Origin of the sequence: Amycolatopsis sp. NPDC024027 (assembly GCF_040638975.1) — a bacterium.
Classification (GTDB): domain Bacteria; phylum Actinomycetota; class Actinomycetes; order Mycobacteriales; family Pseudonocardiaceae; genus Amycolatopsis.
The window spans coordinates 178,039-194,044 of sequence record NZ_JBEZYY010000010.1; the positions used below are offsets into that span (position 1 = coordinate 178,039).

The 16,006-nt window shown below is 71.9% G+C and carries 15 protein-coding genes; 9 read left to right on the plus strand and 6 right to left on the minus strand.

Features of this window, described 5'->3' with window-relative positions:
• Positions 1–115: 115 nt before the first annotated feature.
• Together AB0F52_RS25030 and AB0F52_RS25035 are read right to left on the minus strand one after the other, a co-directional pair.
• On the minus strand, positions 116–574 hold the full coding sequence (locus AB0F52_RS25030) for a dihydrofolate reductase (protein ID WP_360175541.1): 459 nt from the start codon (positions 572–574) through the stop codon (positions 116–118).
• Complete coding sequence (locus AB0F52_RS25035) at positions 571–1,368, minus strand: thymidylate synthase (protein WP_360175544.1); 798 nt, start codon at positions 1,366–1,368, stop codon at positions 571–573. Before AB0F52_RS25035 ends, AB0F52_RS25030 begins: the two co-directional genes overlap by 4 nt.
• A 106-nt stretch (positions 1,369–1,474) precedes the next feature.
• Between AB0F52_RS25035 and AB0F52_RS25040 the strand changes: the two genes are divergently transcribed.
• The 3 genes from AB0F52_RS25040 to AB0F52_RS25050 all read left to right on the plus strand — a co-directional run bounded on the left by AB0F52_RS25040 (position 1,475) and on the right by AB0F52_RS25050 (position 5,141).
• Positions 1,475–1,927, plus strand: coding sequence for a Fur family transcriptional regulator (locus AB0F52_RS25040; RefSeq protein ID WP_360175547.1), 453 nt, complete (start codon positions 1,475–1,477; stop codon positions 1,925–1,927).
• The gene (katG, locus tag AB0F52_RS25045) at positions 1,924–4,197 is read left to right on the plus strand and encodes a catalase/peroxidase HPI (protein ID WP_360175550.1); all 2,274 of its coding nucleotides are present in this window, start codon (positions 1,924–1,926) and stop codon (positions 4,195–4,197) included. Before AB0F52_RS25040 ends, katG begins: the two co-directional genes overlap by 4 nt.
• Positions 4,198–4,376: 179 nt before the next feature.
• Positions 4,377–5,141: a polysaccharide lyase family 7 protein gene (locus AB0F52_RS25050; RefSeq protein WP_360175553.1), complete on the plus strand. Its 765-nt coding sequence runs from the start codon at positions 4,377–4,379 to the stop codon at positions 5,139–5,141.
• A 37-nt stretch (positions 5,142–5,178) separates the two neighbouring features.
• Here the strand turns inward: AB0F52_RS25050 and AB0F52_RS25055 are convergent, their stop codons facing one another.
• Entirely contained in the window at positions 5,179–6,201 is a 1,023-nt protein-coding gene (locus AB0F52_RS25055) for an LLM class flavin-dependent oxidoreductase (protein WP_360175556.1), read from the minus strand.
• Between the two features lie 128 nt (positions 6,202–6,329).
• Here AB0F52_RS25055 and AB0F52_RS25060 point away from each other — a divergent pair, with 128 nt between their 5' ends.
• Together AB0F52_RS25060 and AB0F52_RS25065 are read left to right on the plus strand one after the other, a co-directional pair.
• A complete protein-coding gene (locus tag AB0F52_RS25060) occupies positions 6,330–6,848 on the plus strand; it encodes a hypothetical protein (protein ID WP_103338815.1) in 519 nt (172 codons plus the stop codon).
• A 122-nt stretch (positions 6,849–6,970) separates the two neighbouring features.
• Positions 6,971–8,671 (plus strand): alpha/beta fold hydrolase, encoded by a 1,701-nt coding sequence (locus tag AB0F52_RS25065; protein WP_360175560.1) that lies wholly within the window; start codon positions 6,971–6,973, stop codon positions 8,669–8,671.
• 78 nt (positions 8,672–8,749) lie between these two features.
• Here the strand turns inward: AB0F52_RS25065 and AB0F52_RS25070 are convergent, their stop codons facing one another.
• Both AB0F52_RS25070 and AB0F52_RS25075 read right to left on the minus strand, forming a co-directional pair.
• Positions 8,750–11,467, minus strand: coding sequence for a SpoIIE family protein phosphatase (locus tag AB0F52_RS25070; protein ID WP_360175563.1), 2,718 nt, complete (start codon positions 11,465–11,467; stop codon positions 8,750–8,752).
• A gap of 146 nt (positions 11,468–11,613) precedes the next feature.
• On the minus strand, positions 11,614–12,453 hold the full coding sequence (locus AB0F52_RS25075) for an NAD-dependent epimerase/dehydratase family protein (protein ID WP_360175566.1): 840 nt from the start codon (positions 12,451–12,453) through the stop codon (positions 11,614–11,616).
• A 192-nt stretch (positions 12,454–12,645) separates the two neighbouring features.
• On the opposite strand from AB0F52_RS25075, the gene AB0F52_RS25080 reads away from it, so the two are divergent.
• The 4 genes from AB0F52_RS25080 to AB0F52_RS25095 all read left to right on the plus strand — a co-directional run bounded on the left by AB0F52_RS25080 (position 12,646) and on the right by AB0F52_RS25095 (position 15,578).
• A complete protein-coding gene (locus tag AB0F52_RS25080; RefSeq protein ID WP_360175569.1) occupies positions 12,646–14,058 on the plus strand; it encodes a cellulase family glycosylhydrolase in 1,413 nt (470 codons plus the stop codon).
• Positions 14,059–14,171: 113 nt separating this feature from the next.
• Positions 14,172–14,531, plus strand: a complete 360-nt coding sequence (locus AB0F52_RS25085) for a metalloregulator ArsR/SmtB family transcription factor (RefSeq protein WP_360175572.1) — start codon at positions 14,172–14,174, stop codon at positions 14,529–14,531.
• The gene (locus AB0F52_RS25090) at positions 14,528–15,016 is read left to right on the plus strand and encodes an SRPBCC family protein (RefSeq protein WP_360175575.1); all 489 of its coding nucleotides are present in this window, start codon (positions 14,528–14,530) and stop codon (positions 15,014–15,016) included. Before AB0F52_RS25085 ends, AB0F52_RS25090 begins: the two co-directional genes overlap by 4 nt.
• A gap of 1 nt (position 15,017) precedes the next feature.
• Positions 15,018–15,578, plus strand: a complete 561-nt coding sequence (locus AB0F52_RS25095; RefSeq protein WP_360175578.1) for a maleylpyruvate isomerase family mycothiol-dependent enzyme — start codon at positions 15,018–15,020, stop codon at positions 15,576–15,578.
• 5 nt (positions 15,579–15,583) lie between these two features.
• Here AB0F52_RS25095 and AB0F52_RS25100 read toward each other — a convergent pair whose 3' ends face one another.
• Entirely contained in the window at positions 15,584–15,964 is a 381-nt protein-coding gene (locus tag AB0F52_RS25100) for a VOC family protein (RefSeq protein WP_360175581.1), read from the minus strand.
• Between the last annotated feature and the right edge of the window lie 42 nt (positions 15,965–16,006).

Sequence of the window (16,006 nt, forward strand, 5' to 3'; positions counted from 1 at the left end):
TCGCGCCAACCGTATAGCGCGGCGGTCCGCCTCGGCAAGTACAGTGAATGACTCATTCCTGGCGTCGGATGCCAGGAATGAGTCATTCACTGCGGCCGAACCGGCGGAGCGGGCCTCAGCCCCAGGTCAGGAAGCGGTAGTGCAGCCCGGTCGAGGACGCCAGCCACTCCCCCGCGGAGTCCGCCGGCCGCCCCACCTCCGGCGCGTACGTGTCGCCCTCGAAGGACTCCCGGAGCTCCGTGACCACGATCCGGTCCGCGATCGGCAACGCGGCCCGGTACACCGCCGCGCCGCCGATCACCCACAGGTCACCGGTCACCGCGGCGAGCGCGGACGGCAGGTCCGCGAACGTCTCGACGCCCTCCTGCGGGGTCGCCGACAGCACCAGGTTGCGCCGCCCCGGCAGCGGCCGGAACCGCGGCGGCAGCGACGCCCAGGTGCGGCGGCCCATCAGCACGGCCGCCCCCGCGGTCAGCTCCTTGAAGTGCCGCAGATCCTCCGGCAGGTGCCACGGCAGCTCGCCGTCCCGCCCGATGACCCCGTTCGCCGCCTGCGCCCAGACCAGCCCGATCACACCGCCACCGGCGCCTTGATGCCCGGGTGCGGGTCGTACCCCTCGACCGAGAAGTGCTCGTAGGTGTACTCGAACAGGCTGTCCGCCGGCTTCAGCTCCAGCGTCGGGAAGGGCCGCGCGTCCCGGGCCAGCTGCGTGCGCACCTGCTCGACGTGGTTGTCGTAGATGTGGCAGTCGCCGCCGGTCCAGATGAAGTCGCCGACGCCGAGCCCGACCTGCGCGGCGATCATGTGCGTCAGCAGCGCGTAGCTCGCGATGTTGAACGGCACGCCGAGGAACAGGTCCGCGCTGCGCTGGTACAGCTGGCAGGACAGCTTGCCGTCGGCGACGTGGAACTGGAAGAACGCGTGGCACGGCGGCAGCGCCATGCGCGGGATGTCGGCGACGTTCCACGCGGACACGATGATCCGCCGCGAGTCCGGGTTCTCACGCAGCGTGCGCAGAACGTCGGCGATCTGGTCGATGTGTCCGCCGTCCGGGGTCGGCCACGAGCGCCACTGCACGCCGTAGACCGGGCCCAGATCACCGTCTTCGGCCGCCCACTCGTCCCAGATCGTGACGCCGTGCTCGCGCAGCCACGAGACGTTCGCGTCGCCGCGCAGGAACCACAGCAGCTCGTAGGCGATCGAGCGGAAGTGGACTTTCTTCGTGGTGATCAGCGGAAAGCCCTCGGACAGGCGGTAGCGCAGCTGATGCCCGAAGATCGACCGCGTGCCCGTGCCGGTACGGTCGCCCTTGCGGGTGCCCGTGTCGAGGACGTGGCGGAGGAGGTCTTCGTACTGCGTGTCCGGCATGCCCGGAGCCTAGCCATGCCGCTGACTCAGCGTGAACCCCGGATGGCCCAATCCCGCCGCCGCCATAACTTGACTCATTCCAGAAAGCACCCTAGGGTCGGCGGCGATGTCAGACTTCGAAGCGCAGCTGCGGGCGGTCTCGCTGCGGGTCACCCGGCCCCGGCTGGCCGTGCTGGCCGCGCTGCGCGACCATCCCCACGTCGACACCGAGACGGTGATCGATCTGGTGCGGGCCGGGCACCCGGCGGTGTCGCACCAGACGATCTACGACGTGCTGCGGGCGCTCACCGACACCGGGCTCATCCGGCGCATCCAGCCGGCCGGGGCGAACGCCCGCTACGAGACCCGGGTGGGTGACAACCACCACCACGTCGTGTGCCGTTCGTGCGGGGCGATAGCCGACGTCGATTGCGCCGTCGGCCACACCCCCTGTCTCACCGCCTCGGACGACCACGGTTACGTGATCGACCAGGCGGAGGTCGTCTACTGGGGCACCTGCCCCGAGTGCGCGGCCGGACGCCCCCGAAATGATTCGCCGCTCCCGGAAGGAAGTAAATGAGCTCCACCCAGGACAACCCGTCCAGCGCGCAGGGCGTGGACAAGAAGGCGGCGGCCGGTTGCCCGGTCGCGCACGACTCGGTGACCGCGCACGGCAGCGAGAGCGAAAACCCGGCGATCGACTCCCCGACGCCGAAGACGGGCGGCCGTCCGCGCACGAACAAGGACTGGTGGCCCAACCAGCTCGACCTGTCGGTGCTGCACGCCCACTCCGCGAAGGGCAACCCGCTCGGCGAGAACTTCAGCTACGCCAAGGAGTTCGCGAAGCTCGACGTCGAAGCCCTCAAGCGTGACGTCACCGAGGTGCTCACCACCTCGCAGGACTGGTGGCCGGCCGACTTCGGGCACTACGGCGGCCTGATGATCCGCCTGAGCTGGCACGCCGCGGGCACCTACCGCATCCACGACGGTCGCGGCGGTGCCGGTGACGGCAACCAGCGCTTCGCCCCGCTCAACAGCTGGCCCGACAACGCCAACCTCGACAAGGCGCGCCGCCTGCTGTGGCCGGTCAAGCAGAAGTACGGCCAGAAGATCTCGTGGGCCGACCTGCTCGTGCTCGCCGGCAACGTCGCCCTCGAGTCGATGGGCTTCAAGACCTTCGGCTTCGGCTTCGGCCGGGTGGACGTCTGGGAGCCCGAGGAGATCATCTGGGGCCCGGAGGACGACTGGCTGGGCGACGAGCGCTACGTCAGCGACTCGGAGATGGCGCCCGAGGTCGGCGCGACCGAGATGGGGCTCATCTACGTCAACCCCGAGGGGCCCCGCGGCAGCGCGGACTTCGAGGCGGCGGCGCACTTCATCCGCGAGACCTTCGCCCGGATGGCGATGAACGACGAGGAGACCGTCGCCCTCATCGCCGGCGGCCACACCTTCGGCAAGACCCACGGCGCCGCGGTCGCCGACGACCACGTCGGCCCGGAGCCCGAAGGTGCCCCGCTGGAGTCGCAGGGCCTCGGCTGGCTGAGCACCCACGGCAGCGGCAAGGGTCCGGACGCGATCACCAGCGGTCTCGAGGTGACCTGGACCGACAAGCCGACCGAGTGGAGCAACCGCTTCTTCGAGATCCTCTTCGGCTTCGAGTGGGAGCTCACCACGAGCCCCGGCGGCGGCAAGCAGTACGTCGCCAAGGACGCCCCGGAGATCATCCCGGACCCGTACGACCCGAACAAGAAGCACAAGCCGACGATGCTCACGACGGACCTGTCGCTGCGCTTCGACCCGGTCTACGGCCCGATCTCGCGCCGCTTCCTGGAGAACCCGGACGAGTTCGCGCTGGCCTTCGCCAAGGCCTGGTACAAGCTGCTGCACCGTGACATGGGCCCGGTCAGCCGCTTCCTGGGCCCGTGGGTCGCCGAGCCGCAGCTCTGGCAGGACCCGGTGCCCGCCGCCGAGGGCGACCTCGTGGGCGACGCCGACATCACCGCGCTCAAGGCGAAGGTGCTGGACTCCGGCCTTTCGGTTTCCGAGCTGGTTTCGACCGCGTGGGCGTCGGCCGCGAGCTTCCGCTCCACCGACAAGCGCGGTGGCGCGAACGGCGCCCGGATCCGCCTGGAGCCGCAGCGCAACTGGGAGGTCAACCAGCCCGAGCAGCTCGGCAAGGTCCTGGAGACCCTCGAGGGCATCCAGCGCGAGTTCAACGAGGCGGGCGGCGCGAAGATCTCGCTCGCCGACCTCATCGTGCTGGCCGGCTCGGCCGCCGTCGAGAAGGCGGCGCGCGACGCCGGCGTCGAGACGACCGTGCCGTTCCACCCGGGCCGCACCGACGCCTCCCAGGAGCAGACCGACGCCGACTCGTTCGAGCCGCTCGAGCCGCGCGCCGACGGGTTCCGCAACTACCTGCGGGCCGGCGAGAAGCTGCAGCCGGAGGTGCTGCTCGTCGAGCGCGCCTACATGCTCGGCCTGTCCGCGCCCGAGATGACCGCCCTCGTCGGCGGCCTGCGCTCCCTCGGGACGAACCACGGCGGTGCCGCGCACGGCGTCCTCACCGACCAGCCGGGCGTGCTCACCAACGACTTCTTCGCCAACCTGCTCGCGCCGGGCACCCGGTGGAAGGCGTCGGAGTCGACGGAGAACGTCTACGAGATCCGCGACGTGACGACCGACGAGGTGAAGTGGACCGCCACCGCGGTCGACCTCATCTTCGGTTCGAACTCGCAGCTGCGGGCGCTGGCCGAGGTCTACGCCAGCGATGACGCCCGCGAGAAGTTCGTGGCCGACTTCATCGCGGCGTGGACGAAGGTCATGGAGCTCGACCGCTTCGACCTCGCCTGATCCACCACCGCACGGGCCCGGCCGATCCCCGCGATCGGCCGGGCCCGTCCGTGTGCGCGGCGATCTTGACACCGGGGCGATCGCCGACCTACCGTGAGTCCACGCCGCCGGGTTGTCCAGACCATTTATTTCACGTCCGTGAACGAATGGTGCGTTCCACCGCGAAAGGACACCCCACGATGCGTGTGCGTGCTTTCCTCGTCCTCCTGGCGATCCCGGCGCTGGCCGTGGCCGCCGCGTCCCCCGCACTGGCGGCGGATCCGTCCGTGGCCCCGGGCGGCAACTTCGACCTCTCGGTCTGGCAGCTGCAGGAGCCGGTCGGCTCGCCGGGCAGTCCGACGACCATCTCCTCGTCCCGGCTGCAGGGCCCGGACGGCTTCCAAGACAGCTACTTCTACACCGACACCCGTGACGGCGCGATGACCTTCTGGGCACCGGAAAAGGGCGTCACGACGCCGAATTCGAACTACGCGCGCTCGGAGCTGCGCGAGATGAACCGCGACGGCTCCGCCGCGAACTGGTCGCTGAGCGGGTCGCACAAGCTGAGCGCGACGCTGCGCGTGGTTTCGGTGACGTCGAACGTGTGCGTCGGCCAGGTGCACCTCGGCACCGGCGGCTCGTCGACGAAACCGCTGCTGGAGCTGTACTACCGGGCCAGTGGGGACATCGTGCTCGGCACCGAGAACTCCCCCGACGGCGGCCAGACGGCCCACACCGTCGGCCACGTCGCGGTCGGCAAGACGTGGACCTACACGATCGGGATTTCCGGCGGCACCACGATCGACCTGACGGTCAACGGGAGCACCACGCACTACGGCATCCCGTCGTCGTTCAAGGCGTACAAGCAGTACTTCAAGGCCGGCTCGTACAACCAGTCCTCTTCGAGCAGCACGACCAAGGGAGCGCGGGTCGCGTTCTACGGCCTGAACGTCAGCCACGGCTGAGCAAGAGCGGCCCGGCCGCCACCGGGCCGCCCGTTCCTCAGCGCCAGCCCAGCTCCGGGGCGACGTGGGTGAGGATGCTCTCCAGCACGTGCGCGTTGTAGTCGACGCCGAGCTGGTTCGGGATGGTGAGCAGCAGCGTGTCCGCGGCCTGGACGGCCTCGTCCTCCTTGAGCTGCCGCACGAGCTCGTCAGGCTCCCCGGCGTAGGAGCGGCCGAAGATCGCCCGGGTCTTCTCGTCGATCATGCCGACCTGGTCGCGCGAGTGGCGGTCGCGGCCGAAGTAGGCGCGGTCCTGGTCGTTCGTCAGCGCGAAGATGCTGCGGCTGACCGAAACCCGCGGCTCCCGCTCGTGCCCGGCTTCCGTCCAGGCCTCGCGGTAGGCCTCGATCTGCTTGCGCTGCTGGACGTGCAGCGGCTCGCCGGTCTCGTCGTCCTTGAGCGTCGAGCTCTGCAGGTTCATGCCCAGCTTCGCCGCCCAGACGCTCGTCGCGTTGGAGCTGGAGCCCCACCAGATGCGGTCGCGCAGGCCCTCGGAGTGCGGCTCGAGCCGCAGCAGGCCCGGCGGGTTGGCGAACATCGGCCGCGGGTTCGGCTGGGCGAAGCCCTCGCCGTCGAGCAGCTTGAGGAACACCTCGGTGTGCTGCCGGGCCATGTCGGCGTCCGTCTCGCCCTCGCCGGGGGCGTAGCCGAAGTAGCGCCAGCCTTCGATCACCTGCTCGGGGGATCCCCGGCTGATGCCGAGCTGGAGCCGGCCGCCGGAGATGAGGTCCGCCGCGCCCGCGTCTTCGATCATGTAGAGCGGGTTCTCGTAGCGCATGTCGATCACGCCGGTGCCGATCTCGATCTTCGACGTCCGCGCGCCGATCGCCGCGAGCAGGGGGAACGGGCTCGCCGCCTGCTGCGCGAAGTGGTGCACGCGGAAGTAGGCGCCGTCCACGCCGAGCTCCTCGGCGGCCACCGCCAGGTCGATCGACTGGTGCAGGAAGTCGGCGGCCGACCGGGTCTCGGAGTGCGCGCTCGCCGACCAGTGGCCGAACGAGAGGAAGCCAATCTTCTTCACACGACCTCAGACGTCCGGCGGCCGGGATTGATTCCCGGTGTGAGCGGACCGACTCCTCGCTCGTTCCGGTGAACCGCCGGCCGCCACCGGCCCGGCCGGGTACCCCGCCGGAAACGAGGAGGAGACGCATGCCCGACAACGACCTCACCGGGTTCCTGATCATCGGCCTGGTCTTCGTGGTGGCCGACGGCCAAGTGCTCTACCGCGGTGGCCGGCGCTACCTCAGCGGGCCGGACGGCGGGGAGGGGACCGGTTCGCTGGCGTGGATGGTGGTGACCGTCTTCCACCTCGTGTCCTTCGGCGTGCTCGCCCTGCTCTCCGTCGTCGGGCCGCAGTGGTCGGGGTCGACGGCCGCCCTGGTCGGCCGGCTCGGCATCTTCCTGCTGCTGATGGCCGTGGCCCACGTGCTCACGCTGGCCGTGCTCGCCCAGCGCCGGCAGGACCGGATCGTGGAGAACCACTTCCAGGACCGCGACGGCGAGCCGCGCGGCACCGAAACCTACGTCCGGCCGGCCACCGAGGTGGTCGTGGAGCCGGCCTCGACGGACCCGGCGTGGCGCCCCGCCGTCACCCCGGTGCCCGGCCAGGACGGCCCGCACCCGCGGATCAGCCCCGATCTCGGGAACCACGGCCCGTACCGCACCTGACCCGCCCGGCCGCGTTCACCGGATCGAGCGTTCCCTGGCGCGATCCGCGCTCTTCGTGCTGCTTCTCCCCCACCGGGCGTGCTTGGATCTTCACGGCTGGTGCGTGAGGAAGGAAAACTGCGGTGCGAACGTCCCGAGCAGGGCTGGCGGTGGCCGTCTCGGTCCTGGTGGCGGCCACGGCGCCCGCCGCCGCGACCACGCCCGACCCGCTCGCGCCGTACCGGGGGCAGGAGGTCTCCTGGGGCGCGTGCCCGTTCAAGCAGCGGACAGGCCCGTCCCCGGCAGCGCAGTGCGCGCGGATCACCGTCCCGCGGGACTGGGCGGCTCCGTCGGCCGGCACCGACCTGCAGGTCGCGATCAGCCGGGTGCCGGCGACCGGCAGCCGGCAGGGCGCGATCCTGGTGAACCCGGGTGGCCCCGGCGGCCGGGGCACTTCGCTCGCGGGCGCGCTGGCCGGCCTGGAACCGAAGGTGAACGAGCACTACGACATCGTCGGGATGGACCCCCGGGGCACCGGCCAGGAAGGCGGCACGGACTCCGGATACGTGTGCCGGGTGCCGCTGGGGCGGCTGCCGCAGGACGACGACGACCTCGACGCCCGCGACCGCTCGGCGACCAGCATCGCGCTGCACCAGCGGACGCCGCGCGTGCTGGCCGAGGCGTGCCAGAGCGACGCGCTCGCGCCGTTCATCACCACCTGGCAGACCGCGCACGACATGGACCTGGTCCGCGCGCTGCTCAACGACGAGAAGCTGAACTACCTCGGCTTCTCCTACGGCACCTGGCTCGGCGCGAAGTACGCGTCGCTGTTCCCCGAGCAGGCCGGAAAGATGGTCCTCGACTCCAGCGTGAACTTCGAAGGCCGTCTCCAAGCCGCGTTCGAAGCGTTCCCGAAGATCGACCAGCGCCAGTTCGACCGCGTCTACGCGCCGTGGCTGGCCCGGCGGTTCCCGGAGCAGCTCGGCAAGACCGCCGCGGAAGTCCGCGTCAAGTGGGAACGGCTGCGGACCTTCTTCAAGGCCAAGGGCGTGCCACCCGACGTCTTCGACTCGGTCTTCGTCGGCAACGGCAGCCCCCGGCAGTGGCTGACCGGCGCGCTGGTCCTCACCAAGGGCGCGGCCGCGCTCGACGGCGCGGCCGCCGCCCCCGCGCCCGCCGCGCTGCGGACCGACCTCGACCGGGCCTCCCGGGCCGTCTTCGGCCGTCCGGCCGACCGGCTGACCGCGGCCGACGTGGCGGCGGACCCGCCGGAACCCGACTACGCCGACGTCCCGGGTACCCGGCTGGCGGTGGCGTGCGGCGACCAGCCGACGCGGACCGCGAGCTGGTACAAGCTGCTCAGCGACCTGCAGGGGCCGGCCTACCCGCTGTTCGGCTGGGCGTACGGCCTCAGCGAGGCGTGCGGCTTCTGGTCCGACGCGCCCCAGCACGAGCTGCCGACGCTCTCGCCGCGAGCCGCGAAGAACATCCTGGTCGTCCAGGGCGAGTTCGATCCCCAGACCGGCTACGAGCAGGCGGAGGCGGCGGCGCGCGCGGCCGGGATCCCGATGATCTCGGTGGCGGAGTCACCCTTCCACGGCCAGTACGCGGTCAGCGGCAATTCCTGTGTGGACGATCTGGTGAACGGCTTCTACCTCGGCACCGGCCGGCCCGCGGCCACCATCTGCCCCGGCGTCCCGCTGCCCGGAGAGCACCAGGTGTTCCCGGTGCCGGGCCCGGCGGGCGAGCCCTCCCGGCCGGCGGCACCCGCACCGCGGGACGCCGGTTCGAATGTCCGTGAACGGCTTCAGGACGACATCAGCGCGGTCAACCGGGGCCGCTGATCAGGACGCCACCCCGGCGGGCTTCGCCGGCCCCGGTGGCCACGGCAAGGTCATCCCCATGCGACCGAAGTGTCACCGTTACGGCGCAACGCTTTCGACCACGAACGCTCCGGACGGCGCCCCCATCAGGCCCGCGAGCTCGAGGATGCGCAGCGGCGCGGAAGCCTCGCTCGCCCGGGTGGTGACGGCCAGGCCACGGCGCCGGGCCACCGCCGCGACGTCGAGCAGCAGGGCGATGCCGCAGCTGCTCAAGTAGCGCAGTCCGGTCAGGTCGACGACCACGGACTCGACGGCCGTGGCTTCGACGCTGGCCAGGACGGCCGCCCGGACCTCGCCGATCGTGGCCAGGTCGAGGTCGCCGGTCAGCTTCAGGGCCAGGGGGCCCGGGCCGCCTTCGTCCACCGACACCGTGGCCGGGACCACGATTTCCGGTGGCACGGGCGGGCTTTCCGGCGCGGCGCCCGGCTCCGGCGCGATGCGGAACCGGACGGCGGTGCCCTCGCCGCCGTGGTCGATGCCGAATTCCTCGGACAGCGCCTTGATGATCCCGATGCCCCGGCCGCGGTGGCTGTTGTCCGCCGGTTCGCGGCGCCAGCGGCCGTCGTCGCGGACGAGCGCCTCGAGGCGGCCGTCCGCCGTGCGGGTCACCGAGTACGCCACCTCGCCCGGCTTCTCCGGGAAGGCGTGCTCGACGGAGTTCGCCACGGCCTCCCCCAGCGCGAGGCTCAGGTCCTGGTGGAGTTCCGCGGGCAGCCCGGCGAGCGCCGACCAGCGCGCGAGGTCCTCGCGCAGGCACCGCAGCACGTCGGGTTCGGCGGCCGCGGAGCGCCGCAGCGGCGGGGGCACCAAGCGGATCGCCAGCAGGGCGACGTCGTCCTCCTGCCCGCTGTCGAGCAGGGCCGCGCCGATCGCGGTGACCAGCCGCTCCGGCTCGGCGGCGTGCGCGCGGGCGGCGGCTTCGCACAGCCGCCGCAGTCCTTCGTCGATCGGCTCGTCGCGCCGCTCGACGAGGCCGTCGGTGTACAGGAGCACCGAGGCGCCGGGCGCCAGCGTCACGGCGTTCTCGCGGTGGTGCGCCCGGTCCGGGCCGCCGAGCACGGCGCCGCCGCCGGACAGCAGCCGGGCGCCGCCCTCCTCGACGACCACCGGCGGCGGGTGCCCGGCCACGGCCCAGCGCAGTTCGCCGGTCTCCCAGTCGAGTGTGAGACACGCGCAGGTCGTACCGGCCGCCCCCGCCGTGCGCGCCGCGAAGGCGTCGAGGCGGTCGAGGGCGGCGGCCGGGCCGTGGCCGTCGAGCAGGCTGCCGGCCAGCGCGCTGCGCAGCTGGCCCATCACCGCCGCCGCCTGCGGTCCCTTGCCCACGACGTCGCCGACGGACAGCGCGACGCGGGTCGGCCCCACGACCACCAGCTCGTACCAGTCGCCGCCGGTCTGGGCGTGCACGGCGGCCGGCTGGTAGCGGGCCGCGGCCGCGATCCGGGCCAGGGCGGGCAGTTCACGTGGCAGGAGGCTGCGCTGCAGCGTCTCGGCGATCTCGTGCTCACGCTGCAGCAGGAGCTCGCGCTCGGCTTCGCGCCGCCGGCGCTCGGTGACGTCGCGCCCGATCGCCTGCACGCCCGAGGGGGTGGCCTGGATGCTCAGCTCCAGCGCCGTTTCCGTGCCGTCGGCCCGGCGCACGTGGTCGACTTCGCTGGTCTCCCGGACATCGCCCGGCCGGGCGATCAGCTGCCGCCACCGTTCGCTCCCGGCCTCGTCGAGCAGGTCGGTGATCGGCGTGCCGATCAGGTCCTCGCGCGCGTACCCGAGCAGTTCGCAGGCCGCGGGGTTGATCTCGGCGAACCGCAGGTCGCGGTCGAGCACCCAGATCGCGTCGGTGGCGCGTTCCACCAGCAGCCGGTGCCGTTGTTCGCTGTCCCGCAGGGCGCGGCCGGCGTGCGTGCGCTGGATGGACTCCCAGCACCGGCTCACGATGAGCTCGACCAGCTCGACCTCCGCGTCCGTCCACTCCCGGACCGTGGCCTGGTGCACGGCCATCGCCGCGACGAACCGGCCGCCGCGCAGCAGCGGTACGCAGATGACGGCGCGGATGCCGGTCACGCGGTAGGCGGCCAGGTCCGCCGGCTCGAGGCGCTCGTCGTGGCGGCTGTCGGCGACCACCCACGAGCGCCCCGCCCGCATCGCGCGCATGCAGCCGTCCCCGAACGCCGACATGGCGAAGCGGCCGGGCAGCGGCGGCAGGCCGGTGGCGTGGTCCCCGCTCATCAGGAAGTGGTCTTCGTCGTCTTCCGCTTCGGCGTAGGCGCAGCGGTCCGCCCCGAGGTGTTCGCCGAGGCTGCGGGCCGCGTAGGCCATGACGTCCTCGGCGTCGTCGAGTTCCTGCAGGCCCCGTTCGAACTCCGCGAGGAACCGCTGCCGCTCCGCTTCGGACCGCCGTCCCGAGGCGTCCAGCAGCACGCCGCCGATCGCCTCGCCGCCCGGCCGCACCCGCCCGATTTCGTGGAGCCACACCACCCGGCCGTCGGCGGTCAGGGCACGGTAGGTGACTTCGTAGCCGCCCTGGGCCCGGCCCGCCTCCCGGGCCCGCGCGCAGTGGTCGCGGTCCTGCGGGTGCACCACGGAGAGGGCGAACCCGGGATCGGCCGCCCACGACTCGGGCGGGTGGCCCAGGAGAGTGCGCGAGGCATCGGAGACGAACGAGAAGGCGCCGCTGCGGGCGTCGGCCTCCCACACGACGACGGGCAGGCCGTCGACGAGATCCCGCCACTCCTCCGGCTGCATGCTCCCCGGCTTTCCCACGAACGTCGACCCGCCCCCCGGCTGGGCACACCATACGGAGCAGACGGCCGGTACGCGACTCACGGCCGAAATCCCTGGTGACGGGGTCAGACATCCGGGGCCTGGGCACGCCGCAACGGCCCGCCGGTGCTACCCCCGGCGGCCGCTCAGCCGCCGGCGAGCACCCGCACCGGATCCGGGTACCACGGCTCCCAGCCCAGCTCCCGCCGCGCCTTGGCCGGGGTGAACTCCTGGTCGAGGGCGAAGGCGTCGGCGACCGGGCCCATCTCGGCCCGCGCCTGCTCCAGCGTGATCGACGTCGTCTTCCCGGCCAGGCCGGCCGCGTGCGCGCACGCCTCGGCAACCTCCTTCGCGGCCGGGTTCACCCCGCCCACCCCGACGTAGACCGACCCCGGTTCGGCCGACAACGCCGCCACGTACAACCGGGCGAGGTCGTCGACGTGGACCAGTGCCCAGTGGTTGACCCCTTCGCCGATGTACGGGATCGCCCCGCGTTTCCGGCCCGGCTCGACGAAGAACGCGTCGATCAGGCGGTTTTCGCCGCCGTACAGCAGCCCGGGCCGCACGATCACCGGGTGGACCGCCCGCGCCAGCACCGCGTCCTCCACCGGCTTGCGCCAGGCCACCACGGCCGGCGGGTTCCACGGCGCGGTTTCGTCCCGCAGCCCGCCGGTGTCGCCGTACACCCACGTGCCGCCGGTGTGCACGTACGGGCCGCCGCCGCCCATCGCCGTCGCCGCGTCGAGGTCCTCCGCCCCCGAGGTCGCCTGGGCGAGGTGGATCACCGCCTCCGCCCGGGCGGCGCCGCCGGCGAGGACGTCGAGATCGGCGAGCCCGCCGCGGACGGCGGTGGCCCCGGCCGCCGTGACGGCCGCCTCGGCGCGGTCGCTGCGGGCGAGCGCCTCGACGGCGTGCCCCGCCCGCACCAGCTCCGCGATCGTGGCCCGGCCGATGTAGCCGGACCCGCCGGTCAGAAAGACCTTCATCCCTGCTCCTTTCGAATGCTTCCCCACTCTCCCGCCGCCGGGAGGGCCACGTCCAAGACCTCTTCCGGCGCCTGTGATACCCGCAGGGCATCAGGGCGGGAAGTCTTGACGTATACCGGCGCCGAATGTTCTCATTCCTGGGAGCGCTCCCAGCCTGGTGAAATCTTCGAACACCGGACCCAAGGGAGTTCAATGAAGCGCTCCATCACCGCGCTGGCGGCCGCCGGCGCGACGGTTCTCGGCGGCACCGCCGTGCTGGCCATGCCCCAGGCCTCGGCCGCCGCGCAAGGCTGCCGCGTCGACTACACCATCACCAACCAGTGGCAAGGCGGCTTCCAGGCCGGGGTCAAGGTCACCAACCTGGGCGACGCGATCACCGGCTGGCTGCTCCGGTTCACCTTCCCCGACGGCGGCCAGAAGGTCGCCCAGGGCTGGAACGCCACCTGGGCGCAGTCCGGCGCGACCGCCACCGCGGCCAACCCCGACTGGAACCGGACCCTCGCCACGGGTGCCACCACCGATCTCGGCTTCACCGGCACCACGACCGGCGCCAACCCGGTTCCGACTTCCTTCACCCTGAACGGCGTCACCTGCACCGGGTCGACGACGACGACCACCACGCCCGCCACGCCCACGACCACCACGCCCACGACGACCACCACCACGCCCTCCCCCGGTGGCACGCCGCTCGCCGCCAACGGGCAGCTGCACGTCTGCGGTGTCCACCTGTGCAACGAGGCGAACCGCGCGATCCAGCTGCGCGGCATGAGCACGCACGGCCTCCAGTGGTTCGACTCCTGCTACAACGACGCGTCCCTGAACGCGCTCGCGAACGACTGGCACGCCGACCTGCTCCGCATCGCCATGTACGTGCAGGAAAAGGGCTACGAGACCAACCCGGCCTGGTTCACCGACCGGGTCAACAGCCTCGTCGGCGAAGCCGAGGAACGCGGCATGTACGCGATCGTCGACTTCCACACCCTCACGCCGGGCGATCCGAACTACAACCTCGACCGCGCCAAGACGTTCTTCGCGGCGGTGGCCGCGCGCAACGCGACCAGGAAGAACGTGATCTACGAGATCGCCAACGAACCCAACGGCGTCAGCTGGGGCGCCATCAAGAGCTACGCCGAACAGGTCATCCCGGTGATCCGCGCCGCCGACCCGGACGCCGTCGTGATCGTCGGCACCCGCGGGTGGTCGTCGCTCGGCGTCTCCGACGGCTCCAGCGAAACCGAGATCGTCAACAACCCGGTCAACGCCGCGAACATCATGTACACGTTCCACTTCTACGCCGCCAGCCACAAGGACAACTACCGCGCCACGGTGAGCCGGGCGGCGGCGAAGCTGCCGCTGTTCGTCACCGAGTTCGGCACGGTGACCGCCACCGGCGGCGGCACCCTGGACCAGTCCAGCACCACGGCCTGGCTGGATCTGCTCGACCAGCTGCAGATCAGCTACGCGAACTGGACGTACTCCGACGCGGACGAAAGCAGTGCCGCGCTGCAACCGGGCACCTGCGCGGGCAGCGACTACGGCACCGGCCGGCTGACCGCGTCCGGCGCCCTGGTCCGGAGCCGCATCGACACGCCCGACCACTTCTGAGCCACCCGGCCGGGGCTCCGCACGTGGAGCCCCGGCCTTTCTCAACCATCAGGTTGACAACATCCCGGAGAGCCCCTACCGTCCTGCTCAACCGAAGAGTTGAGGACGAACCGGTGGACGAAGACAGCGAACGGCTCAACCGGGTGTTCGCGGCACTGGCCGACCCGACGCGGCGCGACCTGGTGGCGCGGCTGGCCGGCGCGGACGCGACCGTGGGCGAGCTGGCCGAGCCGTACGACATGAGCCTCCAAGCGGTCTCCAAGCACGTGAAGGTGCTGGAGGAAGCCGGGCTGGTCACGCGCAGCAAGGACGCCCAGCGCCGTCCGGTCCACCTGGATGCCGAGGTGTTCGACCTGATGACCAAGTGGATCGAGCGGTACCGGCGGCAGGCCGAGGAGCGCTACCGGCGCCTCGACGCCCTGCTGGGCCGCATGGCCGGCGAAGAAGCCCGGCCGCGAAAGGACGCGTCATGACCGTGCCAACGCCCGAAACCGAGATCCTGGCCGACGACAAGGTCCCGACGATCCGGCTCGTCCGGGACTTCGACGCCGCACCCGAGCAGGTGTTCCGCGCGCACATCGACCCCGAGCTGTACGCGCAGTGGGTCGGACCGCACTCGGTCACCACGAGGATCACGCGGTGGGACGCGCGCTCGGGCGGCGAGTGGGCCTTCGCCAACGACCGCGGCGGCGAGGAGATCGCCGCTTTCCACGGCAGCTTCCACGAAGTGCGGCCGAACGAGCGGATCGTGTGGACGTTCACCTACGACGGCGAGCCCGACGGCGTGGCCCTGGAAACGCTGACCCTGGAAGAAATCGAGGGCGGCCGCACCCGGCTGCGGGTGCTGAGCGTGGTACCGGACTTCGCGACCCGGGACGGCATGCTGGCCAGCGGCATGGATGTCGGGGTCAACGAGGGGTACGCCAAGCTCGACGAACTGCTCGCCAAGGAGGCGTGAAATGACATCCACGGGACCCGCGCAGCGGCACGCGCAGGAAGCCGCCCGCTTCACGGAGCTGGCGGAATCGGCCTCGGCCGGTGATTGGACGCGCCCCAGCCCGGTCGCGGAGTGGACCGCGCTCGACGTGGTGCGGCACCTGGTCGAATGGCCGCGCGGATTCCTGCGGGGCGCCGGGATCGAACTCCCGGCGCTGACCGTCGACGCCGACCCGGCCGGCGCCTGGAAGCAGCACGTCGCCGACATCCAGGCCATCCTCGACGACCCGGCCGGGCGGGTGCTCAGCAACCCGCACACCGGCGACCGGCCGGTGGACGAGGCGATCGACCAGTTCTACACCAACGACGTCTGGATGCACTCCTGGGATCTCGCCAAGGCGCTGGGCCGCGAGCCGGACCTCGGTGAGGAGCGCTGCGCCGCCACGCTGGCCGGGATGCGGCCGATGGAGTCCTTGCTGCGCGACAGCGGGCAGTTCGGGCCGGCGGTACCGGTCGCCGACGACGCTCCGGCGCAGGACCGGCTGATGGGCTTCCTCGGCCGCGACCCGGCCTGGCGGCCCTGAGTCCGTCACGGCCAGGCGCGGGCGAGCTTTTCGAACGTCTCCGGATCACTGTGCACGGGGACCACGCACAGCAGGTGCCCACCGGGCGCGCGCAGGGTGTGGCACTCCAGCCAGCGGGAGACCGGTTCCGCGCCCAAAGCGGTCAGGCGGGCGACCTCCGCCGCCACGTCGTCGGTCTCGATGTCGACGTGGTAGCGGGGTTCGCCGTCGATCGCCTGGACGTCCAGGATCAAGCCGGGCAGGGCGCCGTCGAGCGCGGTGAACTGTTCTTCGCCCGCCACCGGACGGGCCCGCGCCCCGAGCGCGGCGGACCAGAACGTCGCGGCCGCCCCGGCCTCGGCGGTGGGCGTGTCGATGAAGATCCCGAACAACCGGCTGCGGTGCACGATCCGAGGCTACCCACCCGCAGAACCGGATACAACGTTGTA